22 protein-coding genes are annotated in these 21,451 nt (G+C 47.3%); 14 read left to right on the plus strand and 8 right to left on the minus strand.

Annotation, left to right across the window (positions count from 1 at the left end; all coding sequences use genetic code 11):
* Positions 1-16: 16 nt before the first annotated feature.
* The 5 genes from JNN12_05785 (at position 17) to JNN12_05805 (ending at position 5,231) form a co-directional block, all read left to right on the plus strand.
* On the plus strand, positions 17-1,186 hold the full coding sequence (locus tag JNN12_05785; GenBank protein MBL7977831.1) for an alanine racemase: 1,170 nt from the start codon (positions 17-19) through the stop codon (positions 1,184-1,186).
* Between the two features lie 159 nt (positions 1,187-1,345).
* A complete protein-coding gene (locus JNN12_05790; protein ID MBL7977832.1) occupies positions 1,346-1,588 on the plus strand; it encodes a hypothetical protein in 243 nt (80 codons plus the stop codon).
* Between the two features lie 49 nt (positions 1,589-1,637).
* On the plus strand, positions 1,638-2,519 hold the full coding sequence (locus tag JNN12_05795; protein MBL7977833.1) for a hypothetical protein: 882 nt from the start codon (positions 1,638-1,640) through the stop codon (positions 2,517-2,519).
* 117 nt (positions 2,520-2,636) lie between these two features.
* Positions 2,637-3,362, plus strand: coding sequence for an RDD family protein (locus JNN12_05800; GenBank protein ID MBL7977834.1), 726 nt, complete (start codon positions 2,637-2,639; stop codon positions 3,360-3,362).
* 81 nt (positions 3,363-3,443) lie between these two features.
* A complete protein-coding gene (locus JNN12_05805; GenBank protein ID MBL7977835.1) occupies positions 3,444-5,231 on the plus strand; it encodes a hypothetical protein in 1,788 nt (595 codons plus the stop codon).
* 49 nt (positions 5,232-5,280) lie between these two features.
* Here JNN12_05805 and JNN12_05810 read toward each other — a convergent pair whose 3' ends face one another.
* Positions 5,281-6,588, minus strand: a complete 1,308-nt coding sequence (locus JNN12_05810) for a Glu/Leu/Phe/Val dehydrogenase (GenBank protein MBL7977836.1) — start codon at positions 6,586-6,588, stop codon at positions 5,281-5,283.
* Between the two features lie 243 nt (positions 6,589-6,831).
* Between JNN12_05810 and JNN12_05815 the strand changes: the two genes are divergently transcribed.
* From JNN12_05815 to JNN12_05825, 3 genes are all read left to right on the plus strand, one after another.
* Complete coding sequence (locus JNN12_05815; GenBank protein ID MBL7977837.1) at positions 6,832-7,638, plus strand: RNA methyltransferase; 807 nt, start codon at positions 6,832-6,834, stop codon at positions 7,636-7,638.
* A gap of 12 nt (positions 7,639-7,650) precedes the next feature.
* Positions 7,651-8,871 (plus strand): alanine dehydrogenase, encoded by a 1,221-nt coding sequence (locus JNN12_05820; protein MBL7977838.1) that lies wholly within the window; start codon positions 7,651-7,653, stop codon positions 8,869-8,871.
* A 142-nt stretch (positions 8,872-9,013) separates the two neighbouring features.
* The gene (locus JNN12_05825) at positions 9,014-10,204 is read left to right on the plus strand and encodes a hypothetical protein (protein ID MBL7977839.1); all 1,191 of its coding nucleotides are present in this window, start codon (positions 9,014-9,016) and stop codon (positions 10,202-10,204) included.
* A 54-nt stretch (positions 10,205-10,258) separates the two neighbouring features.
* Here the strand turns inward: JNN12_05825 and JNN12_05830 are convergent, their stop codons facing one another.
* From JNN12_05830 to JNN12_05840, 3 genes are all read right to left on the minus strand, one after another.
* Entirely contained in the window at positions 10,259-11,023 is a 765-nt protein-coding gene (locus JNN12_05830; protein ID MBL7977840.1) for an FkbM family methyltransferase, read from the minus strand.
* A 105-nt stretch (positions 11,024-11,128) separates the two neighbouring features.
* Complete coding sequence (locus JNN12_05835) at positions 11,129-12,118, minus strand: M28 family peptidase (protein MBL7977841.1); 990 nt, start codon at positions 12,116-12,118, stop codon at positions 11,129-11,131.
* A 99-nt stretch (positions 12,119-12,217) separates the two neighbouring features.
* Positions 12,218-12,709, minus strand: coding sequence for an META domain-containing protein (locus JNN12_05840; protein ID MBL7977842.1), 492 nt, complete (start codon positions 12,707-12,709; stop codon positions 12,218-12,220).
* 87 nt (positions 12,710-12,796) lie between these two features.
* Between JNN12_05840 and JNN12_05845 the strand changes: the two genes are divergently transcribed.
* The 3 genes from JNN12_05845 to JNN12_05855 all read left to right on the plus strand — a co-directional run bounded on the left by JNN12_05845 (position 12,797) and on the right by JNN12_05855 (position 15,181).
* Positions 12,797-13,597, plus strand: a complete 801-nt coding sequence (locus tag JNN12_05845; GenBank protein MBL7977843.1) for an ABC transporter ATP-binding protein — start codon at positions 12,797-12,799, stop codon at positions 13,595-13,597.
* Positions 13,598-13,733: 136 nt separating this feature from the next.
* Complete coding sequence (locus JNN12_05850) at positions 13,734-14,954, plus strand: U32 family peptidase (protein ID MBL7977844.1); 1,221 nt, start codon at positions 13,734-13,736, stop codon at positions 14,952-14,954.
* Entirely contained in the window at positions 14,951-15,181 is a 231-nt protein-coding gene (locus JNN12_05855) for a ferredoxin (protein MBL7977845.1), read from the plus strand. Before JNN12_05850 ends, JNN12_05855 begins: the two co-directional genes overlap by 4 nt.
* A gap of 3 nt (positions 15,182-15,184) precedes the next feature.
* Here JNN12_05855 and JNN12_05860 read toward each other — a convergent pair whose 3' ends face one another.
* Entirely contained in the window at positions 15,185-15,556 is a 372-nt protein-coding gene (locus JNN12_05860) for a DUF423 domain-containing protein (GenBank protein MBL7977846.1), read from the minus strand.
* A 13-nt stretch (positions 15,557-15,569) separates the two neighbouring features.
* Positions 15,570-16,043, minus strand: a complete 474-nt coding sequence (rlmH, locus tag JNN12_05865) for a 23S rRNA (pseudouridine(1915)-N(3))-methyltransferase RlmH (protein MBL7977847.1) — start codon at positions 16,041-16,043, stop codon at positions 15,570-15,572.
* A gap of 120 nt (positions 16,044-16,163) precedes the next feature.
* On the opposite strand from rlmH, the gene JNN12_05870 reads away from it, so the two are divergent.
* The 3 genes from JNN12_05870 (at position 16,164) to JNN12_05880 (ending at position 19,305) form a co-directional block, all read left to right on the plus strand.
* On the plus strand, positions 16,164-17,807 hold the full coding sequence (locus JNN12_05870) for a DUF814 domain-containing protein (GenBank protein MBL7977848.1): 1,644 nt from the start codon (positions 16,164-16,166) through the stop codon (positions 17,805-17,807).
* An 86-nt stretch (positions 17,808-17,893) separates the two neighbouring features.
* Complete coding sequence (locus JNN12_05875) at positions 17,894-18,481, plus strand: methyltransferase domain-containing protein (protein MBL7977849.1); 588 nt, start codon at positions 17,894-17,896, stop codon at positions 18,479-18,481.
* Between the two features lie 134 nt (positions 18,482-18,615).
* The gene (locus JNN12_05880; protein MBL7977850.1) at positions 18,616-19,305 is read left to right on the plus strand and encodes a hypothetical protein; all 690 of its coding nucleotides are present in this window, start codon (positions 18,616-18,618) and stop codon (positions 19,303-19,305) included.
* A 52-nt stretch (positions 19,306-19,357) separates the two neighbouring features.
* Here JNN12_05880 and JNN12_05885 read toward each other — a convergent pair whose 3' ends face one another.
* Positions 19,358-19,648, minus strand: a complete 291-nt coding sequence (locus JNN12_05885; GenBank protein MBL7977851.1) for a DUF721 domain-containing protein — start codon at positions 19,646-19,648, stop codon at positions 19,358-19,360.
* 7 nt (positions 19,649-19,655) lie between these two features.
* Complete coding sequence (locus JNN12_05890) at positions 19,656-21,350, minus strand: hypothetical protein (GenBank protein MBL7977852.1); 1,695 nt, start codon at positions 21,348-21,350, stop codon at positions 19,656-19,658.
* Between the last annotated feature and the right edge of the window lie 101 nt (positions 21,351-21,451).

Raw genomic sequence — 21,451 nt, forward strand, 5'->3', positions numbered from 1 at the left:
CTAAACCCTTTTTTCCATGCAGATACATGATCTTTCCACCCCAGCCCTACTGATTGATGTCCGGCGGCTTGAATCCAATATTTCCCAGATGCAGTCCAAAGCGGATATACAAGGCGTTTCGCTCCGTCCGCACACCAAAACCCATAAATCGGTGGCTATCGCCCATAAGCAAGTGGCTGCCGGAGCCAAGGGACTAACCATTGCCAAAGTAGGTGAGGCCGAAGTTTTTGCAAAGGCCGGGTTTAACGATTTGCGGATTGCCTATCCGGTTATAGGAACCGAAAAACATGCACGTATTCTTCGGTTGATGCAAGAGGGGGTACGCATCTCTTTTTGTGTGGATACAACCGAAGGGGCGCAATCTGCATCGGACTTTTACGCTGCACATGGGGCGCAAGCCGAAGTTTTGATTGAGGTAGATGTGAACTACGGCCGGACAGGTATTCCTTGGAACCGCCTCGATAGCCTCGATTTTGTGCGTTTGGTCAATAAATTACCCGGATTGCGGCTCAGCGGTATTTTATGTCATGCCGGACAGTCGTATCACGGGCCGGAACACGAGGCAGAACCTTTAGACGCGGCGTTAGCGAGGGTTGCCCGAGAAGAACGGGGGATGATGCTTTCTTTTGCTACGCGAATGGGCGAAGCAGGGTTGGTCACCCCAGACGCCTTAGAGATCAGCATTGGCTCTACACCTTCCGTCAAGCACTTCCAGCAACAGCAACGTCAGGGCTTCCGCATCACCGAAATTCGTCCCGGAAACTATGTTTTCAACGATGGAACCCAGGTATCACTCGGCACGGTACGTACCACCGATTGTGCCCTTACCGTGCTTACAACCGTTGTTTCACGGCAACGCTCGCGACGTGGCAAGGATAAGTTATTCTTAGACGCCGGAAAAAAAATTCTTACCTCGGATATGCGGTTTGGTGCCGGTGACTACGGGCAACTCCTCTACAACCCCGAAAAAATGTTGCCCCAGCCGCATACCCGCATAACGTCTCTATCCGAGGAACATGCGTGGGTGCAGGTGGCTGGAGGCGCAACCCTAAACGTGGGAGACCGTGTGCGCCTTTTGCCCAATCATGCTTGTGTGGTGGTACACACACAGCCACAACTTTTTGCGGTGGAGGGCGACGAAGTGGTGGCGGTTTGGAAAACCGATGCCCGCGACGGAGGACACTGAGATTCAATGGAAAAGCGTGGAACAGTGAAATTTTCCTTCTTTCACTGTTAAGCCATTGGGAATAAGAATCGTCTCCATTGAAAAGAACATGGGTGTACCTGATAGATCTCGTGTAATGCTTTAAATCCAATATCCTTCACCTTTCTAATTTTCAAAACCATGCGAAAAACAATTCTTGCAGACTTGGTGCCTCTGGCCTTACAAGCAACCGAACAGACCCTTTGCACTGGAGGCGCTGAACGCAAAGCCTTAACAAGACGTCCTTTGCCTAAAATGTATGGCCGTCGTCTCCCGATTACCACGATGATGGTGGGAGAAGAAGAGATGGCCACTACGTTGGCGATTGGTGAAGAGGGCGATCCTCCCAAAGCGACCACGATGATGGTGGGAGAAGAGTCTTAAATTCCGGGCCTACCGACCTATTCGGTGGGCCTTTTTATTGGCTTTTGCAATGATAGGTTTGTTTGGTGGGACGAAGGATCCCAATATTGCCTCCCTTTATCAGGTACTACAGGAGGCAGATGTGCCTTTTTTACCCATTTTGGTAGGTCAAGAAGCTATTCCAGAAGTAATCTGGGACCTCTCTGCCGATCGGCTCATTCTGGATGGCCAAGAAGTCCGACCGACGGCACTTTTCCATCGGTTCGATGTTTTTGCCTCATTTGGAGCATCGCAGGCACCTCTTGTACGCCGTGCGCAAGCGTGGCACGAACTATTTTATGGCTGGGCATTGGCACATGAGGACGTGGTACTGTTTAACCGGAATCACCAACGGACCAACAAATTGGCCGTACTGATAAAAGCGGCTGCATTAGGGCTACAACCGCCCTATTCTGTGGCCACCAACCAAACGGCCTTGCTCGACAAGTTAGAAGGTGTGGGCTATATTTCAAAACCCATCCCCGGCGGCGACCAAACCCGCCTCTTATCCGAAGCCCTACAAGACCGCTTGATACACGAAATTCCTATGACCATACAACCCCGCTTGGTACAACCTGAATTACGTATTTATGGCATACGGGGGGTTTGGGCCGCATTCTGGATGAAAACTGAGTCTTTGGACTACCGCGTACAACAAGATGTAGAGGTCATCCAAACCGGTCCACCAGCGGATTTGGTGGAAAAATTGACCCAGTTGATGGCATGTATGCACTTAGACTTTGCTGCCGCCGACTTCAAGACCGATCCAGAATCGGGTGAACTACGCTTTTTGGAAATCAACTCCTCTCCTATGTTTGCCCGCTTCGACCTCGCTTCGGGTTCTGCCATCAGTAAAGCAATTGTGCAGGGGATGCTGGGAGATTCGGTCAAGAGTTACCGATTTTATTCTTAACAGCGTTCCAAAGGCATCAATTCTCACCGCATTCTTTTGTACCTTTTGACGACGATATTTCCGTATTTTGAAGACCTACTTGTACACAGACAGGTTTGCAAACAGACAGGTTTTTCGATGAGTGACTTAAACATCCGCACCACCCAAAACATTTCCATACATTACAAAGCCGCGAGTGTTGGTGAACGCATTGGGGCGTTTATCATAGATTATCTTATTCAAATCATTTATCTTTTGGGTATTTTTACAGCCATGTTTAGAGGTATTGGGGATCCACCCAGATGGATGATCATCCTATTTTTGCTGCCCCCCGTATTGTATCCCCTTCTTACAGAGTATTTTTTGGGTGGGCAAACATTTGGCAAAAAAATTGTACGAATCAAAGTGGTACGCTTAGATGGCCGCGAACCAACATTGGGGAATTTTTTGCTACGGTGGTTATTGGGTTTTGTGGAAAATTATGCTTCTCAAGGGTCATTAACGCTTTTGACTATGCTATTTAACCGCAAGGGTCAACGAATGGGCGACATGGCCGCCGGCACTACGGTTGTCCGCGTCCCAAAAGACATTACGTTTGCTGAAACCATTTTTGAAGAAGTAGAAACAATCTATTCACCAGTATTCCCGGATGCGGCACTTCTGACAGATCAGGAAGCAGGCATCATTCGAGAGGTTTTAAAACTTTCTGAAAATAAGTTTGCGGATAATGCACCTCTTTTGGTTTTAAAAACCCGTAGAAAAGTAGAGAAAAAACTGGGCTACCAATCATCTATGGAACACATAGCGTTTTTGGAGACCATACTTAAAGACTATAATCACCTACAGGGACGGGTGGAAGAATGAACTCGTTACGAACCGTCGGGCGGGTTGTAGCCCGGAGCATTTGTAGTCGTCGGTAGGGATGAGAACTGAATGATTGAATTTATGCTTTCTTTTGAAAATAGAATTGCACGTCAGAAGCGGATTCAAAATCGTTGGTTGGCGGGGCATCGTCGTCTTTCTGGATGGCGGATTGGTGTTTTTTTGGGAACCGTTGCGCTGGCATATGGCTTGTGGGCCTATAATTACAGCGCTGCGGGGGTTTTGGTGGGTTTGTCTGGAGCGGCAGTATTTGGCCTTTTGGCGCGTCGGCACAAGCAGGTAGAGGCCGCTATTCGGCGCTCACGAATGCACACAACCCTCTTAGAAGATCGCCTTGCACGCATTCGTCTGGATTGGAAAAACATTCCGACCACCGACCCTCTTCCGGTAACGACAGATCACCCCTTTGCACACGATCTGAATTTGGTAGGCCCACGTTCGCTGCTCACGTTGCTCAATACCACTACCGCGCCCAAATCCTTAGAATGGCTACAAAACCATTTGCTTACCGAGGTGCCAGACCTTGAACAAACACAGCGTAACCAGCGTTGGATTAAAGACTTAGCGACACGCTCCCACTTTCGTGAGCGCTTACGCTTGGTGGGTACTTTAGCCCTCCATAGCCAAAAAGAACCGCTTCCGGACTCCGAGAAAATCTTACAACCTGTGACGGATCTGTCCAAATTATGGCAAGGACTGTTGCCGATGTTGGGACTTTCGGCCCTGAATCTTGTCTTATTCGTTCTGTTGCCAGCATTTTGGATAGGAGGGGTTTTTATCTATTGGTTTATTTATATCCTTCATTTTCAAAAACTTAAGAACACCTTTGATGCGGCTTTGGACGTAGAACGATACGTACAGCGTATCAGCGATCCTTTTTTGTTTTTAGAAACTGTTCGGGTTCCTGCCCAAGCACCACTATTGGAAATATTGGATGTTTTTAGAAACACAACATCTCGGCCCTCTTTCCACCTAAAAACCCTACGCCACATAGCAACCGCCATTTCTTATACCCGAAATGAGTTTTTATTTGTCTTGCTGAATACATTGGTGCCGTGGCAATATATATGTACTTGGTTGCTGGAGCGCGAAAAAGCAAAGTTGGGTATGATGCTTCATCGTTGGATAGAAGCCCACGCACAGGTAGAAGGATTATCGGCGTTGGCCAACTTTGCACAAGACCATGTGGGAGTCGTTTTTCCAGAAATCCATTCTGAAAAGCCTATTTTGGAGGCACAAGAATTGGGGCATCCAATGATCCCACCTCAAAACCGCATTACAAATAATTTCACCCATGCACATCCACAAGAAATTGGGCTTATAACAGGCTCCAATATGTCGGGAAAAAGTACTTTCCTGCGAACCATAGGGATTAACTTGGTATTGGCCTATGCCGGAACAGCGGTGAATGCCCGCCAAATGCGCCTCGGTGGATTCCGCTTATTTACCTGTTTGAATGTTTCGGACTCGGTGAATGACGGGATTTCCTACTTCTATGCGGAAGTGAAGCGCCTAAAGATCTTGCTGGATGCGGCCCAACAGACGGAAAACAAACCTCTTTTTTATCTGATTGACGAAATCTTCCGTGGAACCAACAACCGTGAACGTTTAGCTGGAAGCCGAAGTTATGTAAAAGGCCTAGCCCAAACGCCAGGTGGTGGGCTGATTTCTACGCATGACTTAGACCTGATTAAGTTGGAAGATGAACTGACGCATTTGCGGAATTTGCACTTCCGCGAAGAAATTACAGACGGCAAAATGACTTTTGATTACCGTCTCCGGCCTGGCCCCTGCCCAACGACGAATGCCTTGCGCGTGATGGCCTATGCGGGGCTTCCAGTTGAACAATAAAAAAAGGCCACGACGGAGAATCGCGGCCTTTATATAAGGCAACATTGCGTTAGGCGTAAATTCCTCTCAGGCGAAGTGCCCGTGCTACCTTGTCTATCGCCATCACATACGCACCAATGCGGAGCGAGATATCGTATTTAGCAGCCGTCTGATACACATCATGGAATGCTTCTTCCATTTTTCGGTCTAAACGACGGTTTACCCGTTCCTTAGACCAGAAGTATCCTTGACGATCCTGCACCCACTCGAAGTACGAAACCGTAACCCCGCCAGCATTGGCCAGAATGTCTGGGATCACCATAATGCCTTTATCATGCAAGATTTTATCTGCATGGGCAACGGTGGGGCCGTTTGCACCTTCCACAATGATTTTCGCTTTGACCTTCTCGGCGATCGGAACGGTAATCTGGTTTTCTTTGGCTGCGGGTACCAAAACGTCCACATCCAAGGTGAGTAAGGTTTCGTTGTCTATGGGTGTAGCTTCCGGATAACCTGCCAAAGAATTGCGGTTATTTTTGGAATACGCAATCATCGCCTCGATGTCTAAGCCATTTTCATTGTAGTACCCTCCGGAAACATCACTTACGGCTACAATTTTGCATCCCTGCATTTGGAGCAATTTTGCTGTTACCGATCCCACATTGCCAAATCCCTGTACGGCAACCGTGGCTTGATTCGGTCGAAGGCCCAATTTTTCCATACCTGCCAAGGTGCAGGTCATTACTCCCCGCCCTGTGGCCTCCACACGCCCTTGCGACCCCCCCAACACAATGGGTTTTCCCGTTACTACGGCAGTTTCGGTACGGCGCATATGCATGGAATAGGTATCCACGATCCAAGCCATAATTTGTTCATTGGTGTTCATATCGGGTGCTGGAATATCCCGGTCTGGCCCGAATACATCAATCAGATTGGCGGTATAACGCCTTGTGAGTCGTTCCAGCTCGCCCGGACTCATCTTGGACGGATCGCACCGCACTCCCCCCTTAGCGCCACCAAATGGAACAGAGACCACGGCACATTTCCAAGTCATCCAAGCCGCCAACGCTTTTACCTCGTCCACATGAACGTCGGGGGCAAATCGGATACCGCCCTTTCCAGGTCCCATCGTATCGCTATGAATGACACGTATGCCCTCAAACACTTTCAATTCGCCAGAATCCATCACAACCGGGACTGCGGTGATGTGTACCCGTGCGGGTGTACTGAGGAATTCAAACATTCCGGAATCCAGTTCTAGAATATCGGAAGCTACTTTAAAGCGAGCCATCATGGCCTCGAAAGGGTTTTCGGATTCCACTTTCATCGCAATCTCGTGTTGCAAAGAGACCGCATAGACGTTTTTCTCGAAAGACATTTTTTTTGCGTATTAGGTCAGATTAAAGGGTCAATGTTGGTGGGTTTGAGTTGGTGTATATTGTTTAGACCATTAAAAAACCACCAAACATTACAATATCGGAAAGGAGGAATCGCATTCCAAGAACGGAAGCGCTTTTCATATATTAGCCATGACACTTAAACTTCCGATCAGAAAATAGCACGCTTTTCGTTTGCTTTTTACTGATTTCTGAACGATCCTATTTGCTCCATTATATATGCTATGATGACCATCTTCCCACCTGCCTCCAAAAGCCTGATTAAGCAAATTATTGCGCTTCAGCAGAAGAAATTTCGTAAACGCGATGGCCTGTTTGTGGTAGAAGGAATGCGTTCTGTGCAGTCCGCGCTCGCAATCGAAAAGGACGAGTTGGCCTTCTTGCTCATCTCCGAAGGAACAACCCCAACACCCAAACTGCTGACCGCTTGCCGCAGAAAGTCGGTTGAGGTGTATATTGCTCATGCTTCCGACTTTGCCAAATGCTCGGATGTGGTACAGGCACAAGGGGTTTTGGCCGTCGCAAAGATCCCTAAAACCTTACCGGAAACCCTCCCCAAATACCGCCGCATCCTAGCCTTAAACGGAATTCAAGATCCGGGCAACGTGGGCACACTCATCCGAACGGCGGCTTGGTTTGGTATTGAAGCCATCGTAGCCGATGGGGCCACCGCCGACTTTTTCCAGCCGAAAGTGGTGCGTGCCACAATGGGCGGTCTCTGGGATGTTCAGCTGTTCCAAGTTCCTTCGTTAATTGAAGCCCTTACGCCTTTGAAGCGACAAGGATTTCGGCTTTATGCGGCAGATCTTGCCGGAACACCCATAGAAGCATGGCAACCCCAAACGCCATCGGTATTAATTGCTGGTTCAGAAGCACATGGGCTCGCCACAGAGGTCCGTACTATTTGCAATGAAATGGTGTATATTTCAGGTGCCGGAAATAGTGGGGTAGAATCCCTTAATGTGGCCGTTGCAACAAGCATTCTCGCGGCACGCTGGGCTATCACACCTATGGCTTCCCCCTTCCCTTAATAGTCAAGTCCTATGGAAATTTCGAGCATTCATGGTTTTACAATAGAACAGGGGGTTTTGACCCTTGAAAAAACAGCCCAAAAGCAGTGGGGTGAAAACCAGCTCAAAATTGGCATTCCAAAAGAAACCGTTGCCGAAGAACGAAGGGTAGCGGTAACCCCCGAAGGCGTTGAAACCCTCATCAATGCAGGCCATGCTGTATTTGTGGAAAAAGGCGCAGGGGAAGCCGCACGTTTTGGAGACGACCTCTACCTCCTCGCGGGGGCGCAATTGGCCAATTCTGCCGCCGACCTTTACGCACAGGCCGAATTAATTGCCAAAATGTTCCCACCCACCGGAGAGGAATTGGCACTGTTACAAGATCGCCAGATTTTGATCTCGGCCCTACACTTGGGAAGTGCAACCGCTGGACTTATTCAGAAGTTGATGACACAACGCATAACGGCTATTGGATTCGAGTTTATCCGAGATCCGGACGGCACCTTTCCCATTGTACGGATGATGCACGAAATAACGGGGGCACTCTCCATTCAATTGGCTACCCGTTTCCTTGAAAGTACTTCTGCCGGACGCGGCCTAATCTTGGGCGGAATTTCCGGCATCCCCCCTGCGACAGTTGTTATTCTGGGTTCGGGCATCATCGGAGAGTGGGCGGCTCGCACGGCATTAGGATATGGAGCCAATGTCATGGTCTTAGACACCGAACTCGGCCCCCTAAGACAAATAGAGCACTTCCTGAGCCGCAACGTGACGACAGCAATGGCAACCCCTCAATATCTTCGCCGAGCCATACGCAGTGCCGATGTGGTGATTGGTGCAAAAATGAAACACGGCCAACGCTCTCCAGTACTCATCACCGAAGAAATGGTGGCCGAGATGCGTCCGGGATCGGTGGTGATAGACCTTATGATGGACCAAGGAGGGTGTATTGAAACGAGTCGTCCTACCACCTTTTCTCATCCCACCTTTGTCCAACACGGCGTCATCCATTGTTGCATTCCTAATCTCCCTTCTGCTGTCGCACGTACGTCTTCCATCGCGTTGTCTAACGTATTGGTACCCTACTTGCTCGATATCGGCGAACAAGGCAGCATCAACAATGCGCTATGGTATAACACCAGTTTGCGTAATGGTACCTATGTATATAGAAGCCACCTCACCAAAAAAAGCCTCGCAGCCATGTTTAATATGCCTCATCGGGACATTGAACTTTTGATTGCGTCTGGTATTTAACCACAGACGGCCTGGGCTTGGACGTGTTCGAAAATCGTCTAAAGAATGGCTTCCCCTGATCACTTTTGCGGTCTTCTTCGGCGTAAGAGGGTGACATCGGGCGAAATACCCCGGTATAACCACATCATAACCGCAAACATCTATGAAACACTTCTATCTTCTTATCTTATTATTTATACTTACCTTATCCACCCAAGCACAGCCCAGCGATGCCGAGATTCGCGCAAAGCTTACAGATGCCAACACTCTTTCTGTTAAACTGTTGGGCACAGGTGTCCGCTCTTGGAACGATGCCTTCGGAAATTGGGAATGGCGACGTGGTGCAGAAGTCCTCAAGAAATCAACCCAATACGGAGGCTTGAAAGTCATGCTTTATGGCACTGCCATTTACCAATATACAGGCGCCGGAAAATACGCTTGGAAGCAGTTCTACGTAGGCCAAACCAAATACGACGGTTTACCAGACCCCAAAGAGGACGAAATCATGGCCATGATCAATGCCGATCGTGCCAAGTTTTTCGGGTATTATTATGGAAAAATTGTGGCCTTGAAAGAAGGTCCAACATTGATTCCAACGTTTAATTGGGAAACACCCATGCGTGTCGTATTCAACATGAAAGTGGTCTCCGAGCAAATTGCTTCCAACACCAAATTAGAAACCGTAGAGCAACTGTACGAAGTACGATTTTACCGCGACGAAATGACCCAACCGTGGCAGAGAATGATCTCGTCTTTTGGTGAGCGTAAAATCCTGAGTTCTCGCGAGCTAAATGCCGACGAAGTTCGCAGAATGCCTACCTTGGCCGTGATAGAGGCCAACCGACAAATCAATGAACGCATGTCGATCCTGCCTCAAGTCACGATTCCAGCCTTCAAAGATGCCAACGAAGCCGCAACCTTTGTCTATCGCCAGATTCGGGAAGGAACCCCTGAATCGGTTGAAGCGCTCTTACGGAAAATGATGGGATCGTATTATTATCAGGAGGGGAGCACCACTTTGTTAAATGGACATGGCGAGGAAACCTTACAACGTGTGATCGAAAAGGCCTTTAAAGGGATACACAAATTTAGCAATCAATATTGCGCCAATCCGGTCGTGGATGTAAATCGCACCCGATCCAGCCGCAACCGTGTTTATTTTATGGGGGTTGTAAACAATCTGGCCTCGCAAATTGCTTTCGAGATTCAAGGAGGGAAATATGTAGATGGTGTCAAAACTGGTCAGGAATGGAAAATAACAGATATACAGATCTATTTGCGGGACGATCAAGAGGTAAGAGATTTCATTGGCTCTTTTTCGGATTGGAAAAAACTATGTCCAAATGACAAATAAGAACAACATTACTTGGCTACATCAAAGGCTTTCTGGCATAACTGAAAGCCTTTTTTATGCCTTTACGAACAATAAATTTGCAAAATCCGGCACTTCATTTACACTCTTTATTAATTCCTCGCCTTCATCAATCCAATAACAAACATAGCCTTTTTCAACAAAATAAGCAAAAACTTCTTTTTTTGTTTCAGACCTCACTTCAATCATAAATATACATCTATCTAAAACAAAACTTAACCCTTTCAACACCTCTAATTCAAAACCTTCAACATCAATTTTAACAAAGTTAGGCATTCCATAATCCTGAATAACTGAATCAAGACTTTTCACAGCAACGTCCATTTTATGGCCTTTATAATGCGCTCCCACCATTTCTTTCAAAAAAGAACCTGCCCTACCACCCGTTTCCGTATCCCGATAGAAGATCATGGATGTATCTTCTCTTCCGATCCCAATATTGAGGCATGTAACATTTTCACAATGATTTAGGGCGGCGTTTAACTGAAGAAATGCAAAATTTTTATAATCCGGTTCCAATGCAACGACAGCGCCTTTTGGAACCCATTCAGAGAAAGACATGGCATATTGCCCAATGTTGGCACCAATATCAAAAACAAGATCAGATGGGGAGAGGTAAGACTTTATGATTGCCTTTATTTTAGGTTCATAATTTACTTCCATATTAAACCAGAAGGTAAGGTGCTGATTCTTTTCATAGAACAAATATTTTCGACTGTCCTTTATAGGCTTACCTACAATTTTAAGTGCATGAAATTTTTTTGCATATACCGAGAGAAGCTTATAAAAAAATTGTCGCATATATTTTTACTATAACTTAATTCATGACAAAATAGATATTTTATTAAAAAATACCACTTACCAAACCCATACTAAAAATTATTAATAAATTACAACAGATCAATACTAACGATGATACAGTAATTCCACCATTGTTTGACCGACCTGTTTTAGGCTTTCAGGGCTACATTTATCGGGTGTATCCTGTATCGTATGCCAATATTTATACTCAAAGTCTATCAAATCCACCACAGGAATTCCACGTCTTAAAAAGGGGATATGATCGTCTGTTACCGCTTGTCCATCTTCCCGCACAAAAGCCCTTGCTCCAGCCCTTTCAGCGGCGGCATACACTTTTTCCATCACATCCGGCGCGTTGGTAATAGAAAATTTTTCATAAGGAATCCGAAGATTTTTATCACCAATCATGTCTAATAAAACGCCATATTCTGGTGTATAGTCGGAATTCATCTCTACAAATTTTTGTGCGCCAATAGAAAAAGGATTGCGGCCATCAGGGTTTTCATCATGGTCATAATCACCCAGATCCTCCATGTCCGTCAACAAAATATCCACGCCCAATTCCAAAGGATTTTCGTGCAGGATACGTGCCAATTCTAGCAACACCGCCACCCCCGAAGCCCCATCATTTGCCCCAGGTACGGGCTTGTTTCTCTTGGTGGGATCAGGGTCTTGGTCTGCGAAGGGCCGCGTATCCCAATGGGCGAGTAATAAAATACGGCGGGTGGCTTTTAGATTAAACGAGGCGACAAGGTTTGTCCCCCGCCAAACGTTGGTTGTGTCTTTCCGGTCGCGCCATTCGAACGATTGGGGTGTTACTTGCTCGGCAAGCGGCGTAAGTATTTGTTTATAATAGGCTAATGCTTTTTCGTGACCAGACGTTCCAGCAATTCGGGGTCCGAATGCCACCTGCTTCACCACGTGCGTAAAAGCGCGGCCACCATCAAAGTTGGGGCGTGAATAGGTATTCATCCATTGTTGTATGAAATAAAACGCAATTATCAACACAACCACCCCTAAAAGCGTCCATCTTAGTCCTCCTTTAGGGAGAGTCGAATGTTTGGACTTTTGGGGCATAGATCGCTTGGCGGCCATTTCGTCTGTGTGATTAAACTAAAAAAGATGGATAGAATTTCCCTCCAACCATCTTTAATGTACATCTTTTCAAAACTTTTTATTGAGGTCGGCCATAAATTAATTCTTTTGTCGTGGCCGAGCCATGAATACCAATACGGTATTGGGTTTTTGACCCCGGATGGTGAGTTTTCGCCCGGAAATTTTATATGTTTTTTCACCGTCCAATATTTCCAAGAAGCGATTTTCCAATCTACTGGCTTCGTCGCAGTACATTTTTGTGGACATCAAAGGGCCAATTTTTAGGACACGAGCTGTGGCTTTGAGGTCGCCACCAAAGACGTTACAACCGCCATTCCCACCTATACTTTTTAGTGAAGGATCAACTTGGAGAAAGATTTTTTGTCCCGATACCCTTGCGTTTCCTTGCGCATCGGATAGCTGAACCAGTACCCATTGATAGCGCTTTAATGCGGCTCTAGACGTTATTTCTTTGGGCTTGGAGGGCTTTAGTAGGGTTTTCCGGCTTGAATTTTGGGCTTGTGTCCAGAGGCCCGTTCCCAGCATAGAGAAGGCAACCAGCAAGACAAAATGGATTTTTGTGGTCTTCATAACACGCTTCGGTTTCTTTGGTTAAAAAGAGGCTATCTTTCCAGGAAAGCCAATATCTATCCAAGAATTAATCAAAAAGGATGCCTAATGTCTTTGCCGTTGTCAAACCCACCCATTATCCAAGTGGAGCACATGTTCCTTACGCGCAGCCGGAAACGTATCCTGGAAAACATTCACTGGCGGGTAGAATCTGGAGACCATTGGGTGATTTTAGGGCCTAATGGCGCTGGGAAAACCTCCCTTCTGCACGCATTGGCAGGATATATGCCACCAACTTCAGGAAAGATTGAGGTGCTGGGGAAAACTTTTGGTCGTACCGATTGGCGGGCACTACGCACACACATTGGATTGGTGAGTGCCGGGCTGATCCCGAGGATCAGAGAAAACGAAATGGCACTAGACGTTGTGGTGAGCGGGAAGTATGCGCAACTTAACCTATGGACAGATCCTACGCCCATAGATATCGAAAAGGCCCGTTTTTTGATGGCGCAAACGGAAATTCTGCATCTTGAAAACCAAGCGTGGGGGTTCCTTTCTCAGGGTGAGCGCCAACGGGTACTCATTGCCCGCGCCCGTATGGCCCAACCTGCACTCTTGATTTTAGACGAACCTTGCGCAGGTCTCGATCCCGTGGCCCGGGTTCGGTTTCTGGCTTTTGTAGAAAAACTCCTCCACCAACCCGATGCACCAGCCGTGGTTTTGGTGACCCATCACATAGAGGAAATTACCCCTTCTTTTACCCATGCCCTCATTTTGGGGACCGGACACGTGATCGCCGCAGGTACTCTAACCGACGTCCTTACCAGTACACATCTGACGGCTGCATTTGGCACGTCGGTACAGTTATGGACCGATTCCGACGGGTATCGTCTCAGGATTTCGCCCTGATCTTGGCGTTTCGGAAACAAAAGCGCCGTTACACGGTTTGAAGAGGCCAATTTCAACAGACAACGCCCGGCAACTTGTCGCAAGCGCTGCGTCCACCCGATACATCCCCAGCATCATGAACCGAAGCATTGAACTCATGGCCCCGGCGGGGTCTTACGAAGCCTTGTGGGCTGCCATCAAAGGCGGTTGCGATTCCGTTTACTTTGGTGTGGAACAATTAAATATGCGGGCACGGTCGTCCAATAACTTTACGTTAGAGGACCTAAAGCAGATTGCACAGATTGGCCAAGAGCATGAGATCCGCACCTATCTTACCCTAAATACGATTCTTTATGACCATGATATTTCGCTCATGCGGAATATCGTACAAACCGCCAAAGACAGTGGAATTACGGCCATTATCGCCGCAGACCATGCCGTGATGAATTACGCGAAGAAGATCGGGATGGAAATTCATATTTCTACGCAGGCCAATGTTTCAAACATAGACACCGTGGAGTTTTATGCAAACTTTGCGGATGTGGTGGTGCTGGCGCGCGAATTGAGCCTCAAACAAGTGGCCGACATCAGCCGCGAGATCAAACGGCGCGATATTACCGGACCTTCGGGAGAATTGGTGCAGTTGGAAATTTTTGCGCATGGTGCACTGTGTATGGCCATTTCTGGAAAATGTTACCTCAGCCTGCACTCCCATTTTGCCTCGGCCAATCGAGGTGCCTGTATTCAAAATTGTCGCCGGAGCTACATTGTCACCGATAAAGAAGAGGGCATGCAATTCGAGGTGGACAATGAATACATTATGTCTGCCCAAGATTTGTGTACCATAGATTTTATAGACAAAATTTTGGACGCGGGCGTTCGGGTGCTCAAATTGGAAGGCCGTGGCCGCGCACCCGACTACGTTTATACCGTCACCAAAGCCTATAATGAGGCCATTAATGCTTATTTAGACGGTACTTATACCCGCGAGAAAATTGATGGCTGGATGGAAGCATTGGCTACGGTGTACAACCGTGGTTTTTGGGATGGATATTATTTGGGTCGTAAAATGGGCGAGTGGTCGGATGTACCCGGCTCCAAAGCAGCCAAGCAAAAGGTTTTTGTGGCCAAAGGACTTAACTACTTCCCCAAGATACAAATTGCGGAATTTATCTGCGAATCCAGTAGCCTTTCCGTGGGCGACGAAATGATTATTACAGGCCCCACCAGTGGCTACTTCCAGTTCATCGTCTCGGAGCTAAGAGTCAACAACGAACCCGTAGAAAAGGTCAAAAAAGGCGATGTATTTACGCTTCCGGTAGAAGGCAAAATCCGACCTTCGGATCGGTTGTACAAATTGGCTCCCGTCAAAGCATGATTCGCATTATTCATCAACGCGCCAAGTGCATCGGCTGTAATGCCTGTGTAGAGGCGGCGGACTATCGCTGGCGCGTATCCCACAAAGACGGCAAATGTACCCTTGTAGGGGGCGAGGAACGCAATGGCGGCTTCTACACAGTAGTGGTGGATGACCACGAGTGGGAAGAAAACGAACTCGCCGCCAAGAATTGTCCGGTGAAGATTATCAAACTCCACCGGATTTAACGCTTATCCACGCCAGAGTTTATACGCCAACAATACCCAACCGGCAATCATGGCCACGCCACCTAATGGAGTCACCATACCCAAACGCGGAAAGTTACCCAAAACCAATACATACAAACTTCCCGAGAACAAGGCAATACCAGCAATAAAAAGCCATCCCACCAATGTAAGGTCCACTTGTACAGACCGCATCATCCAACCCAACAACAAAAGCGCAAGTGCATGATACATCTGGTACCGTACCCCAATCTCGAAAACCTGTAGGCGTTCTGGGGTCACCATGTTCTTCAGGCCATGCGCACCAAAAGCACCTGCGGCAACGGCGATGCCGGCCAATAATGCGCCAACAACCAAGAATATTTTGCTGATATTCATGTTTTTATTTGGTTTATACGTGGTGATACGGCTCGCCTTTGAGGATGGTCATGGCACGATATAACTGCTCCAAAAAAACCAACCGAACCAATTGATGAGAAAACGTCATTTCTGAGAGCGAAATTTGAAATTGTGCCCGACGATAAATGTCTTCCGAGAACCCATATGCCCCACCAATCAACATGACCATACGGTGTACCGACTGGTTCATTTGCCCTTCCATCCATTTTGCAAAAGCCACCGAACCAAACGTTTTACCTTTTTCGTCCAACAATACCAAGACATCGCGCTTATCTAGCCGATCCAATACCAATACTGATTCGGCTTCTTTCAGTTGGGCCACACCTAGGTTCTTTGCCTGTTTTACATCCGGCAGAACCGTAACCTCGAACGGTACATAGTGCCCTAATCGTTTTTCATAGACGGCCATCCCTTCTTCCAAGTACCGTTCGGCGGTTTTCCCGATCATCCATAAGGCAATTTTCATGGGAAGATGAAGTTTTATGGGTAAATTGTGTTGCTGTCTGAATTTCCGCTTTTATTATAGTGGGTATGGTTAATTTCTAAAAACCAACCTGCCTTTCGTATAACGTTCGTCTTTTTTTCGATGATTGCACATTATTTCACCCTAAAAGCGTTGGCCATAGAATGGCAAGACCAATTTAATAATGCGGTCTTGGGCGATGTCTATTCGCAGAGCAAGGGTGAACTGGTATTGGCAATAGGTACGCCACAAGGGGACTACGCACTTCGGGCCCAGGCCAACACAGGCAGAACAGGGGTTTTTATGACTGAAGGATATAACCGCGCCAAACGAAATGTCCTCACCCGTTTTGAGCCAGCCATTGGCCGGAGCATCACCAAAATCACGGTAGCAGACCGTGACCGCTTCCTTTTGATCCACTTAGACAACCACTTACAAATCCAGATGCGGCTATTTGGACCACAGGCCAATGTTTTTTTGTTAGATGCGGATGGACACGTTATAGATGCCTTCAAAGCGGCGCATAAGTGGATCGGGCAACCACCTCCGGCCATGCGTCCGGCTGAAGAAGTCGTGTCCTTTGAAACCTTTACCAAGCGCTGGGAAGCAGCTTCTGGAAGCAAAACGTGGGTACAACAGTTGCGCCGTACCGTACCTTTCCTCAACGAACTCCTTTCAACCGAAGTATTATATCGGCTCGAAGGTACATGGCCCCATGCATCCTCAGTGAAGGCACTTTTTGAGACCTCACACTCCCTTTTGACAGAGCTGTCTCGACCAAAACCCCGTCTTTACTGGGAGGGCGAGCGTTTGGTGGCGTTTTCACTGATCCCCCTTGCTCATTTGTCAGCCTTTCGGGAGGAGTCTTTCCCCACAACCGATGCCGCTGTACGGGTATATTGGCGAAGATTCCTCGGCCAACACACATTCCAGCGCCTGCATGATCCGCTGCAAAAAGCCTTAGAGAATGCGGCAGAACAAACACGCTTCCGGTCGCAACAAATGGCACACGAACTGACGCAGCCCAGTCGGGCAGACCGGTATGAAAAATGGGCCCACCTGCTTATGGCACAAGGCTCCCCCATTCCGAATGGCCAAACGGAGGTGCATCTTTCCGACTTATTTGATCCCGGTTCTTTGGAGGTAGTCCCACTCGACCCCAAAAAAAATGGGGTAGAAAATGCCCAGCACTATTATGATAAAGCACGCAAAACCCGACAATCTCGCCTCTATGCCGAAGAACGTTGGCTGGAGACAGAAGCCCTCTTGGAAACCATTTTGGGATTGATACAAACATTGGCGCAACTAAGAACTGCCCAATCCGTCGAGCACTTTCAGGTCCAATATGCAGAAGTATTGACCAAATTGATTGGACATCAACACCTTGGACAGGAAATACAGCCATTTAGGCGTTTTCAAATTGCCGGATACGAGGTTTGGGTTGGTCGGAATGCACGCGAAAACGATTTACTGACGTTCAAAAATGCCCAAAAACATGATTTATGGCTCCATGCACGGGGCGTTTCCGGATCACATGTATTGCTCAGACGGTCTTCCAAAACCCAAGTTCCACCCAAAAGTGTAATAGAGCAGACAGCAGCCATTGCGGCTTATTTTAGCCAAGCCAAAAACAGCTCTTTGGCTCCCGTCATTTATACGGAGCGAAAGTTTGTCCGAAAAGCCAGGAAAGGTGCTCCTGGCGCGGTTATCGTGGAGCGTGAACAGGTTTTATTAGTGGTACCTGCTTTGCCGAAACACGCAATTTAGACAATAAAAGCAAGAGCCTTGGTGCTAAATTTCGTATCTTGCTTTCTTGGGCCGTTTTTAGGCACACCGTACGTTTTCTTGATAACATGAGTGAAATTTTTCATTTTGTTAAAGCAGGCTTTCGAAACCCTTTGCATGTAGGTGCATTGATGCCGAGTTCTCCCGCTTTAGCCCGTGCTATGGTCGAAGGCTTGGAGATTAAACCGGGCCAAACGGTATTGGAATTAGGCCCCGGCACGGGGTCTCTGACACAAGCCCTGAATGACCGACTTCCCCAGGCCACCTGTTATTTGGGCATTGAGCGCGATCCGCACTTTGTGACATTGTTACAAAAACGATTTCCACATCTTCGTTTTGTAGCGGGAGATGCTGTCAATGCCGTTCATATCTCGAATGAACATGCAGAAGGACCCATTAAGTATATTATTTCAGGCCTGCCCTTTGCCACCTTGCCTGCACCGGTGCGGGCGGCCATCTTGGAAAACCTGACCCACCTGCTGACGCCGGGCAGTGTGTTCAGAACATTTCAATACCTTCATGCTTCCCGGATACCACAAGCAATGGCGTTTCGACAATACATGAATGACCGATATGGACATGCAAAGCGCAGTCCGGTAGTCCTCCGGAATATTCCGCCAGCCTATACCTATACGTGGCATATACCACATTCCTAATTCCAGATGGACACTTCGTTTGCAACCGCCACCGTTTTTTTTTATTATGCCTATCGTGCAATCGTTTTACGTAAAACCTTCATTCCAATGTGCCTTTAACGGGTAGGCATTGCTTACCATCAGAACACTTTCCCATGCCACCCCTGCCACTTCATATCCCTTCTATCTTCATCTTTACCACGTTGCTTACGTTCTGGTTTGTATTTCGGGCCATCCGAAATGCGGGCTACACCAGTACGCGGGATATGGCTCCTCGGTTTGTAATACTGGCACTCGTCTGGCTTGTAGGTCAAGCCATTTTGGGGCTTACAGGATTTTACACCGATACCTCTGGAATTCCCCCACGCGCCATTTGGCTTATTTTACCACCGATTTTGGTCATTATTGCCTTATTTATGGCCTCGAAACAGTTTGTGGAACGTGTGTCGGCAGAGACCCTTACCTACCTACACCTTGTCCGAGTACCTATTGAAATTGGTTTATTCTGGTTGTCACAACAAAAACTAATACCAGAAGAGATGACTTTCTCCGGTCATAATTTCGACATTATAATGGGCTTAACCTCACCAATTATTGCCTATTTTGGCTATACCCAGACCCGTTTATTTAAGCCATTTTTATTGGGTTGGAATGTGATTGGGCTGGTTTTCCTGCTCATCATTGTGGTACATGGTATTTTGGCCCTGCCCTCTGTTCTGCAAATGTACGCCTTTGAACAACCAAACCGAGCGATGTTGTATTTTCCTTTTTTGTGGCTGCCGTCTTTTATTGTACCCAGCGTTTTATTTGCCCATTTGGCGTGTATTCGCCAGTTGATTAAATGATTTGCAACCTCTTATGCTTGTTGATAGACAACCTCTACGTATTGCAGGTCTCTCATCGGAAAACAATTTCTTCCACCCCTCCGCCTTCGAGTTCTTCATTCAGGCGTTGTAGCCATTCTTTTCTGCGCATGTAAAGTTCTTGCCGCCATGCTGGCGAAATGATTCGAACAAAAAGGCGCTTATCTTTGAGCCAAACGGCGTCGGTTACCCCATTAATCTGCGGCCCGACAAGTGTGGCCCACGTTTCGATCACCTTTGCGGTTTCCATACGTTCGCGCATTCCCCACTTATCAATAAGAGAAGAGAGCACCAAGCCTAATTTTTGCGGTTTATTACCAGACATTTTTCCCCTAAAAAGATTGAGGAGAAGCAACGCTCCGTTCAAGCCCTTCTCTGACCAAGTTGGACAGGAAGTTCCATTCTGAAGACATCTCCGGAAACCGAAACAGCAGAAAAACAATCAGTACCAACGTAAAAATACCCACCCCACCCAAAACCAACATCCAAGTTGGCTTCTTAATGATATAGGCAAAATCATACGCAATCTGAAAAAAAGCGAGTATGTTTAAGACAGCCCAAAACACCAACAAATAGAGCGGTGGATACATGCTGGAAGTTCCCCAAATATTAAAAGTAACCATCGAAGCAAGCATCAAAAGGACCATAGGCCATTGCGCCCATACCGTAACCATGAGTGTTTTTTGCGGCGTGATGTTATGCTGCCCAACGTATCGGGCGAATCCATACAAACCCAATGCAATAACTACCATTACAAACGCAAAAACCAACATCGCCAATAAGGAAAAACTCCAAGGCAAACGTAGTGCCGCAAGCACAATAAACTGTGGTAAGGAAGGGAGTTCTTGTACAAAATATCCAAATGCGGCGTAGGGGCGTAAGGCGTAGAAAATAATCACGCTCGAAAGTCCGGCACAAAGCCCAAATGCCACAATCAGGAGCGCATTGGTTCCGGTATGTGCATCCCTTGAGCGGAGCAGATATTCCTGGTAAGAATCATGCGCCATAAAAAAACGTGGCAAAATATCTTGCAAGCGGTACGAAAGGATATAAGCGATTACAATAAGCGCAATGATGATCCATCCCAAGATGATCATCCATACCTGATCTTGTTCTAACGGCGTACCCGCTTTAAACGCAAAAACGGTTTGTTTGCCCGTAAAAATTCCTTTCATCACCTCGTAACCAGGTCTTGGCTTTCCATCAGCCCCCAGAACTCCATACCCCAAGTTATGGTCTGTAGTGGCACTTTGGGCAAACATCGAACCGGGGACATCTTTCCACCGGTAAACAAAGATCACTTTCAAGGGTACTTGTGGTACAAATAAGAGTTTATTTAGTTTATTCTCCAGGTACCTCGCCTGTGCCTCGGGGCTATTTTGTACTTTATAACCTTCTCGCTTCTCACGAGAAACCCCCATCCCCAAGACCACCCCCATGGGCTTGCCACCTGTTTGCTGGTTCATCTGGCGGGCAAGTAATACAGGGTCGTCTCGATCTACTGCTTTGACCAAAACAAAGTCCACCGAAGGGAAGGCCTGATCCCGTTTTGTAAACGAAGTGGTGTAATACCCTTGTGTAAAAGGCGCTCCTTTTGTCCGAATCACATTCATCAGGCCAGAAAAATAGGTCATCGCAGCCGGATCACTGGTATCACAATTTTGCGCCAAGCCAAAATATCGGGCAGAGCGGTATTTTTTTGACTTTTCGATATTCTTGGACAAGGTCTTGATGGCATAAGGCAGCGCTTGCCGGAGCTCATTCACCGAGAGGTCGGAAAACGGCAACTCCTGAAAAAACACCATCCCCATCGAGTCTGCCAACGCAAAAAGGGTATCACGCCACACCAAGCGTGTACGCAATGCCCGCACACCAATTTTATGCAGCGCCTTCAGCTCGGTGAGGGCCTCTTTTTCGGTTTTGGGAATATCCCAAACCAAACCCTTCAAAGGTTTTTCTTGGGCCATTACAGGGCGGAATATGCCACAAAAAACGGCCAAAACGAATATAGGAATTAGGTATCGCATACCGGAAAATAAAGCAGTACCAAGAGGTTCGATCTGTTTGGCTGATTTTTTTTATTTGACGATTCCCCAAATCTGAAAAAAGTAAAATCTTCGCAGTATTT

This window comes from Bacteroidetes Order II. bacterium (genome assembly GCA_016788705.1).
Taxonomy (GTDB): domain Bacteria; phylum Bacteroidota; class Rhodothermia; order Rhodothermales; family UBA2364; genus UBA2364.